We start from the raw sequence: 7,114 nt of genomic DNA, 5'->3' as shown, positions 1-7,114 counted from the left end.
CGGTACCCGCCGGAGGGTCCGGAGGCCGGTCGCTGGGGCCTGGTCTTCAACGGCGCGCCGACGCCGTAGGCACCCTCACCGCGCCGATCTTGGAGTTGTGGTGGTTGACAAACCGGGACATAACCGGAGTGCCCCGGCGCCACACCTCCAAGATCGGCGCGCGGAGAAGGAAAAGGCGCGGGGAAACGGACGGCGCGCGGAGACGGGAAGGTGCGGAGACTTGAAGGTGCGCGGAAGGGGAAGACGCGCGGAGACGGGACCTGAGGCGACCCGTCAGGCGGGGACCACCAGCGGGGTTGGCGCGGCGGCCGGGCGGCGGGTGCGGAACAGCAGGAGGGACAGGGCCGCTGCTGAGATGGACAGGCCGCCCGCGATGTACCAGGCCAGGTCGTAGTTGCCGAGCCGGTCGCGGAGCAGGCCGGTCGACGTGGCCGCGATCGCGGCGCCGATCTGGTGTGAGGCGAACACCCAGCCGAACACCACTGGGCCCGAGGCGCCGAAGTACTCGCGGCACAGCGCGACGGTCGGCGGTACCGTGGCGACCCAATCCAGGCCGTAGAACAGGATGAACACCAGCATGCTCGGGCGCACCGTGGCCGCGAACAGCACGGGCAGCACCAGCAGCGAGAGGCCCCGCAGGGCGTAGTACCAGCCCAGCAGCACCCGGCTGTCCATCCGGTCGGTCAGCCAGCCCGACGCGATCGTCCCGGCGATGTCGAACAGGCCCACCAGCGCCAGGAGCGAGGCCGCGGTCGGCTCGGCCATGCCGTGGTCGTGGGCGGCCGGGATGAAGTGGGTGCCGATCAGGCCGTTCGTCGTCGCGCCGCAGATCGCGAAGCCGCCCGCGAGCAGCCAGAACGCCGGCGTACGGGAGGCGGTGCGGAGGGCGCCCAGGGCGCGGCGGGCGGCGCCCGTGGTGACGACCGGCGCGGATTCCACCGCAGTCGCCCCGTAGGCGGCCACGCCCAGCTCCGCCGGGTGGTCGCGCAACCGCCACAGCACCAGCGGCACCACGAGCAGCGCCGCGCCCGCCACGGTCAGCGCCGCGGTCCGCCAGCCGTGGTCCTCGACGAGGACGGCCAGGAGGGGCAGGAAGACGAGCTGGCCGGCCGCGCCGCCGGCGGTGAGCACGCCGGTGACCAGGCCGCGCCGCTGCACGAACCACCGGCCGGTCACCGTGGCGACGAACGCGAGCGCCATCGAGCCCGTACCCAGCCCGACCAGCACGCCCCACAGCGCGATGAGCTCCCAGCTGTGCCGCATGAAGACGGTCAGGCCGCTGCCCGCGGAGACGAGCAGCAGCGCGTAGGCCACCACCCGCCGGATCCCGAACCGCTCCATGAGGGCGGCGGCGAACGGCGCGGTCAGGCCGAACAGCAGCAGGTTGATCGAGACGGCGAGCGAGATCGTGCCGAGCGACCAGCCGAACTCCTCGTGCAGCGGGTGGAGCATCACGCCGGGCGTCGCGCGGAAGCCGGCCGCACCGACGAGCGCCACGAAGGCGACCGCGGCGACCAGCCAGGCCGGGTGGAGTCGTTTCACCGGCTGATCGTCGGCCAAGAAGCGTCCCCGCGGCGAGTGGCCCGAGAGCCATCATGCGCAAGAATCGGGCCATGACCGGAAAGCACCTCGTCGCCGTCGTCGTCCTCGACGGCGTCGTGCCGTTCGACCTCGGCACCGCCACCCAGCTGTTCGGTACCGCGCGCGACGAGCACGGCCACCGGAAGTACAAGACCCTCGTCTGCACCCCGGGGCGCCGGCCCGTCCGCGCGGCGGCCGGCTACCAGGTGGTCCCGGACCACGGCCTGGAGATCACCGAGACGGCGGACACGATCGTCGTGCCGGGCATCCACGCCGGCGACCCGGTCGAGAACGGTACCGTCGACCCGGCCGTCAGCAAGGCCCTCAACGACGCCCTCGCGCGCGGCGCCCGGGTGATGTCGATCTGCACCGGCGCGTTCGTGCTCGCCGCCGCCGGCATCCTGGAGCACCGCCCGGCGACCACGCACTGGTGGTGGGCGGAGAAGTTCCGCGAGCTGTACCCCGACGTCAAGCTCGACCCGGACGTGCTCTTCATCGACGACGGCGAGGTGCTGACCAGCGCCGGCGTCGGGGCCGGCATCGACCTGTGCCTGCACGTGATCCGCACCGACTTCGGCAGCGAGGTCGCCAACCGGGCCGCCCGCCGCAGCGTGGTGCCGCCGTGGCGGGAGGGCGGCCAGGCGCAGTACATCGAGCGCCCGCTCCCCCGCGCCGCCGACACGACGACGGCGACCACCCGGACGTGGGCGCTTGAGCGACTCGCCGAGCCGCTGACGCTCCAGGAACTGGCCGCGCACGCCACGATGAGTGTGCGCACCTTCACCCGCCGTTTCCGGGAGGAGACCGGGGTGAGCCCCGCGCGCTGGCTGCTGCAACAGCGCGTCGACCACGCCCGCATGCTCCTGGAGAGCACGGACCTCGCCGTCGAGGTCGTCGCCAGAAGATCCGGCCTCGGTACCGCCACGTCGCTGCGCCAGCACCTGCAGACCACGATCGGCGTCGCTCCCAGCGCGTACCGCCGGACCTTCCGGGTTGTGCCGGGAAGCCCGGGACGGTAGGCAGGAGGAGCGATCGCCGTCGATCCTCTGGGAGGCACCGTGCGAAGGCTCGTCCCGTTCGTCCTCGTCCCGATCCTGCTCGTCCCGGCCGTCCCCGCCCCCGCCCACAAGGCGCCGAGCGGCCCGACCGTCACCGGCTACGGCGGCGCGGTGGCCTCCGTCGACGCCACGGCCACCGCCGTCGGCCTGCAGGTGCTCCGCGACGGCGGCAACGCCGTCGACGCGGCGGTCGCGGTGGCGGCCACCCTGGGCGTGACCGAGCCGTTCTCGGCCGGCATCGGCGGCGGTGGATTCTTCGTGTACTACGACGCGAAGACCGGCCGGGTATCCACGCTCGACGGCCGGGAGACCGCGCCGCAGACGATGACGCCGACCGCCTTCGTCAACCCGGCGACCGGCCAGCCGTACGCCTTCCAGGAGGCCCGCGTCAGCGGACTCTCCGCCGGCGTGCCCGGCACCCTCGCCACCTGGGACACCGCGCTGGAGCGCTGGGGCACCCGGTCGCTGTCGCGCAGCCTGCGGCCGGCCGCCGACGTGGCCCGGCGCGGCTTCACCGTCGACGCCACGTTCAACCAGCAGGTGACCGACAACCGGGCCGCGTTCGCGCAGTTCAGCTCGACGTCGGCGCTGTTCCTGCCGGGCGGCGCGCCGCCGGCGGTGGGCAGCACGCTGCGCAACCCGGACCTGGCCGCCACCTATGACCTGGTCGCCCGCCGGGGCATCGGCGCGTTCTACGGCGGCGACGTCGGCCGGGACATCGTGACGACCGTGCAGCAACCGCCGCTGGCGTCCAACCCGGCGCAACCGTGGCAGTACCAGATCCGGCCGGGTGGCATGACGCTGGCCGACCTCCGCTCGTACGAGGTCCGCCGCCCGGACCCGACCCATGTCCGCTATCGCGGCTACGACGTCTACGGCATGGCCACCCCGTCGTCGGGCGGATCGACGGTCGGCGAGGCCCTGAACATCCTCGAACGATCGAACCTGAGCGCTTTGGGCAGGACCGCGGCGCTGCACCGGTACCTCGAGGCGAGCGCGCTGTCGTTCGCCGACCGCAACCGGTACGTCGGCGACCACACCTCCCGCCGCGTGCTCGACGAGCTGCTGACCGACGGCTTCGCGGCCGAGCGGGCCTGCCAGATCGACCCGGCCCGGGCCCTGTCGAAGCCGGTCCTCCCCGGCGTCCCCGACGGCGACTACGCCGGATGCGCCACGGCGGCCGGCGGCGCCGCGCCCGACCTGGGCCAGTCGACGACCAACCTGACGGTCGCCGACAAGTGGGGCAACGTGGTCGAGTACACGCTGACCATCGAGCAGATCGGCGGCAACGGCATCGTGGTGCCGGGCCGCGGCTTCCTGCTCAACAACGAGCTGACCGACTTCAACTTCACGCCGACCCAGGGTACGGCCGACGACCCGAACCTGCCCGGCCCCGGCAAGCGCCCGCGCAGCTCGATGGCCCCGACGATCGTCCTCCAGCACGGCAAGCCGTTCCTCGCGCTCGGCTCGCCGGGCGGCTCGACGATCATCACCACGGTCCTGCAGATCCTGGTGAACCGCCTGGACCTCGGCATGACGCTACCGGAGGCCCTGGCCGCCCCGCGGGCCACGCAGCGCAACACGGCCGCGGTGACCGCGGAGCCGTCGTTCATCGCGTCCGCCGAGGGCACGGCGCTGGCCGGCCTGGGCCACACGTACACCCCGATGGCCGAGATCGGCGCCGCGACGGCGATCGAGTTCCTGGGCCGGGGCAAGCTCCTGGCCTGCGCCGAGCCGGTCCGCAGGGGCACCGGCTCGGCCGGCACCGTCCGCTAGCCGGCGGCGGCCGCCGCCACCACCGCGTCCGCGATCTGGTCCACGTCGGCGTCGTCCGTGATGTACGGAGGCATCGTGTAGACCAGGTCGCGGAACGGGCGGAGCCAGACGCCCCGCTCCACCGCGGCCCTCGTCGCGGCCGGGACGTTCACCTCGTGGTCCAGCTGGACCACGCCGATCGCGCCCAGCACCCGCACGTCGGCGACGCCCGGCACGTCCCGGGCCGGGGCCAGGCCCGCCGCCAGGCCTGACGAGATGCGCTTCACCGACGACGACCAGTCCGACGACAACAGCAGGTCGATCGACGCGTTCGCCACCGCGCAGGACAGCGGGTTGGCCATGAACGTCGGGCCGTGGGCCAGGATCGGGGTCTCGCCGCGGCTGATGCCCTCGGCCACCCGCGGGACGCACAGCGTGGCGCCCATGGACAGGTAGCCGCCGGTCAACGCCTTGCCCACGCACATCACGTCCGGGGTCACCTGCGCCTGATCGGCTGCGAACAGCGTGCCGGTGCGGCCGAAGCCCGTCGCGATCTCGTCGAAGATCAGCAGCACGTCGTGCTCGTCGGCCAGCGTCCGCAGGGCGCGCAGGTAGGCGGGGTCGTGGAAGCGCATGCCGCCCGCTCCCTGCACCACGGGCTCGACGATGATCGCGGCCACCTCGTCCGCGTGGCGGGCCAGCAGGTCGGCGAACGTCGCCACGTAGTCCTCGGTGAACGCGGCGGGCGGCGCCGGGGCGAAGAGCTGCGACGGGAGGACGCCACGCCACAGGGCGTGCATGCCGCCCTCCGGGTCCGTCACCGACATCGGATGGAACGTGTCGCCGTGGTAGCCGCCGCGCCACGTCATCAGGCGATGCTTCGAGGGCCGGCCGAGGGATCGCCAGTACTGCAGGCACATCTTGATCGCGACCTCGACCGCGACGCTCCCGGAGTCGCAGAAGAAGACGTGGCCGAGCGGGTCCGGCGTGATGTCGACCAGCGTGCGGGCCAGGCGGACGGCCGGCTCGTGGGTCAGGCCGCCGAACATCACGTGGCTCATCCGGCCCAGCTGGTCCTGCACGGCGGCGTCGAGGACCGGGTGGCGGTACCCGTGAATCGCCGCCCACCAGGAGGACATCCCGTCGATCAGCTCGGCGCCGCCCGCCTGCCGGAGCCGCACCCCGCTCGCCGACTCGATCACCAGCGGCGTCTGGGTGGCCGGCATCGGGCCGTAGGGATGCCAGACCAGCGAGCGGTCGAGCGCCACCAGGGTCTCGAGATCCATGCCCGAGACCCTAGCGCTTCAGTACATCAGCCCTGCTGGGCGACGATGTTGACCATCCACGGGATGCCGAACTGGTCGACGCACTGGCCGAACTCGTCACCCCACATCTGCTTCTCCAGGGGGACGTTGACCTTGCCCGACGTGGAGAGCCTCTGCCAGTACCCCCGAAGCTGCTCACTGTCAGTGCCACTCAGGCTGATCGTGATGTTGTCGCCCGGGTTGTGGGCCATCTCCGGCGGGGTGTCGGAGGCCATGAGGGTGTAGCCGCTCGGCGTCTCCAGCTGGCCGTGCATGATCTGCTCGGCGGCGACCCCCTCGTGGCCGCCGAACTCGCCGAACGTGTTCATGCGGAGCTCACCGCCGAAGACGCTCTGGTAGAACTCCAGCGCCTGCCGGGCATTGCCGCGGAAACTCAGGTAAGGGTTCAGTCGCGAAGCCATAACCGCAGCCTAGCCCCGCTCGGCGTCACAGGTCGCCGTTCCGGACCAGGGCGTCACCGAGAGGAGTACGCCGGTACAGCACCGATCGGCCCGACCGGGCCGGCCGGACCAGCCCGGCCCGGCGCAGCACGGCGAGGTGGTCGCCGACGGCGCCGGTGGCGAGCTCCAGCCCGTATGCCAGCTGGGTCGTGCTGGCCGGCGTCTCGAGCGCGACGAGGATCCGGGCGCGCGACCGGCCGATCAGCTCGGCCAGCGCCGCCGACGTCGACGCGAACGCCGCGCCGACGCCCCGCGCGGGGTAGACGATCGCCCGCCGCCAGGGCGGATCGACGTACGTCGCGAGCCCCGGCCACACCAGCACGGACGGGACCAGCAGCAGGCCGGCGCCGTCGGAGGCGACCGTGCGCACGCCCGGGCGGCCGGAGATCTCGATCGCGCCGTCGCGCCAGCGGACCGACGGGTGCAGGCCGTCGAACGCCTCGGCCCAGCCGCCGTGGCCGAGGCGGCCGGCGCGGTGGACGACGTCGCTCTCGCAGATCGCACGCAGGCGCGGCCAGTCCGCGGCGAGCAGCGTCTCCCACGCCGCCTCGAGCGTGTCCGCGACCCGCTCGACCAGGTCGGGCGACGGTCCCCAGCCCGGCGCTTCGGCCCGCGCCATCTCCAGCGGGGTCGCGCGTACCGCCGCGATGTCGTCCTCCCAGGTCTGCTGCATCCCGGCCGGTGGCGGGGCGACGAAGTTCGCGCCGTGCCGCGCCGACTGCAGGGCCAGGACCGCGTCGAGGTCGGTGGTGGCGCGCAGCCGGTCGAACGCCGGCCGCAGTCGCTCGAACTGCCCGAGCGGCGCCAGGCCGGCGAACTTGCGCAGGAGCGCGCCGAGCTCGGACAGCGGCGACACGCCGAACCGGGTGTGCAGCAGGTCGGCGCGGTCCACGACGAGCCGCAGCATGGTTCGACCTTACGCCGGTGGACGTAACATTCGACCGCCTGACCGCGG

At 73.2% G+C, this 7,114-nt stretch carries 6 protein-coding genes; 2 read left to right on the top strand and 4 right to left on the bottom strand.

Annotated features, from left to right (window positions below; genetic code table 11):
* Positions 1-273 precede the first annotated feature (273 nt).
* Positions 274-1,542 carry an MFS transporter gene (locus tag ABZS66_RS13515; RefSeq protein WP_354757404.1) on the bottom strand — a complete coding sequence of 423 codons (1,269 nt, stop codon included), beginning with the start codon at positions 1,540-1,542 and terminating at the stop codon, positions 274-276.
* A 71-nt stretch (positions 1,543-1,613) separates the two neighbouring features.
* Here ABZS66_RS13515 and ABZS66_RS13510 point away from each other — a divergent pair, with 71 nt between their 5' ends.
* Positions 1,614-2,600 (top strand): helix-turn-helix domain-containing protein, encoded by a 987-nt coding sequence (locus tag ABZS66_RS13510; RefSeq protein WP_354757403.1) that lies wholly within the window; start codon positions 1,614-1,616, stop codon positions 2,598-2,600.
* Positions 2,601-2,675: 75 nt separating this feature from the next.
* Positions 2,676-4,415, top strand: a complete 1,740-nt coding sequence (gene ggt, locus ABZS66_RS13505; protein ID WP_354757412.1) for a gamma-glutamyltransferase — start codon at positions 2,676-2,678, stop codon at positions 4,413-4,415.
* Here the strand turns inward: ggt and ABZS66_RS13500 are convergent.
* The 3 genes from ABZS66_RS13500 to ABZS66_RS13490 are packed head-to-tail and all read right to left on the bottom strand — an operon-like array spanning position 4,412 to position 7,066.
* A complete protein-coding gene (locus ABZS66_RS13500; RefSeq protein ID WP_354757402.1) occupies positions 4,412-5,680 on the bottom strand; it encodes an adenosylmethionine--8-amino-7-oxononanoate transaminase in 1,269 nt (422 codons plus the stop codon). The genes ggt and ABZS66_RS13500 overlap by 4 nt on opposite strands.
* A 26-nt stretch (positions 5,681-5,706) precedes the next feature.
* On the bottom strand, positions 5,707-6,120 hold the full coding sequence (locus ABZS66_RS13495; RefSeq protein WP_354757401.1) for a VOC family protein: 414 nt from the start codon (positions 6,118-6,120) through the stop codon (positions 5,707-5,709).
* 25 nt (positions 6,121-6,145) lie between these two features.
* The gene (locus tag ABZS66_RS13490; RefSeq protein ID WP_354757400.1) at positions 6,146-7,066 is read right to left on the bottom strand and encodes a DUF5937 family protein; all 921 of its coding nucleotides are present in this window, start codon (positions 7,064-7,066) and stop codon (positions 6,146-6,148) included.
* Positions 7,067-7,114: the final 48 nt, after the last annotated feature.

It is taken from the genome of Dactylosporangium sp. NPDC005572, assembly GCF_040605515.1.
GTDB lineage: Bacteria > Actinomycetota > Actinomycetes > Mycobacteriales > Micromonosporaceae > Dactylosporangium.
Note: the sequence above shows the minus strand (reverse complement) of the source record. Positions and strands in the feature narration are given on the sequence as shown.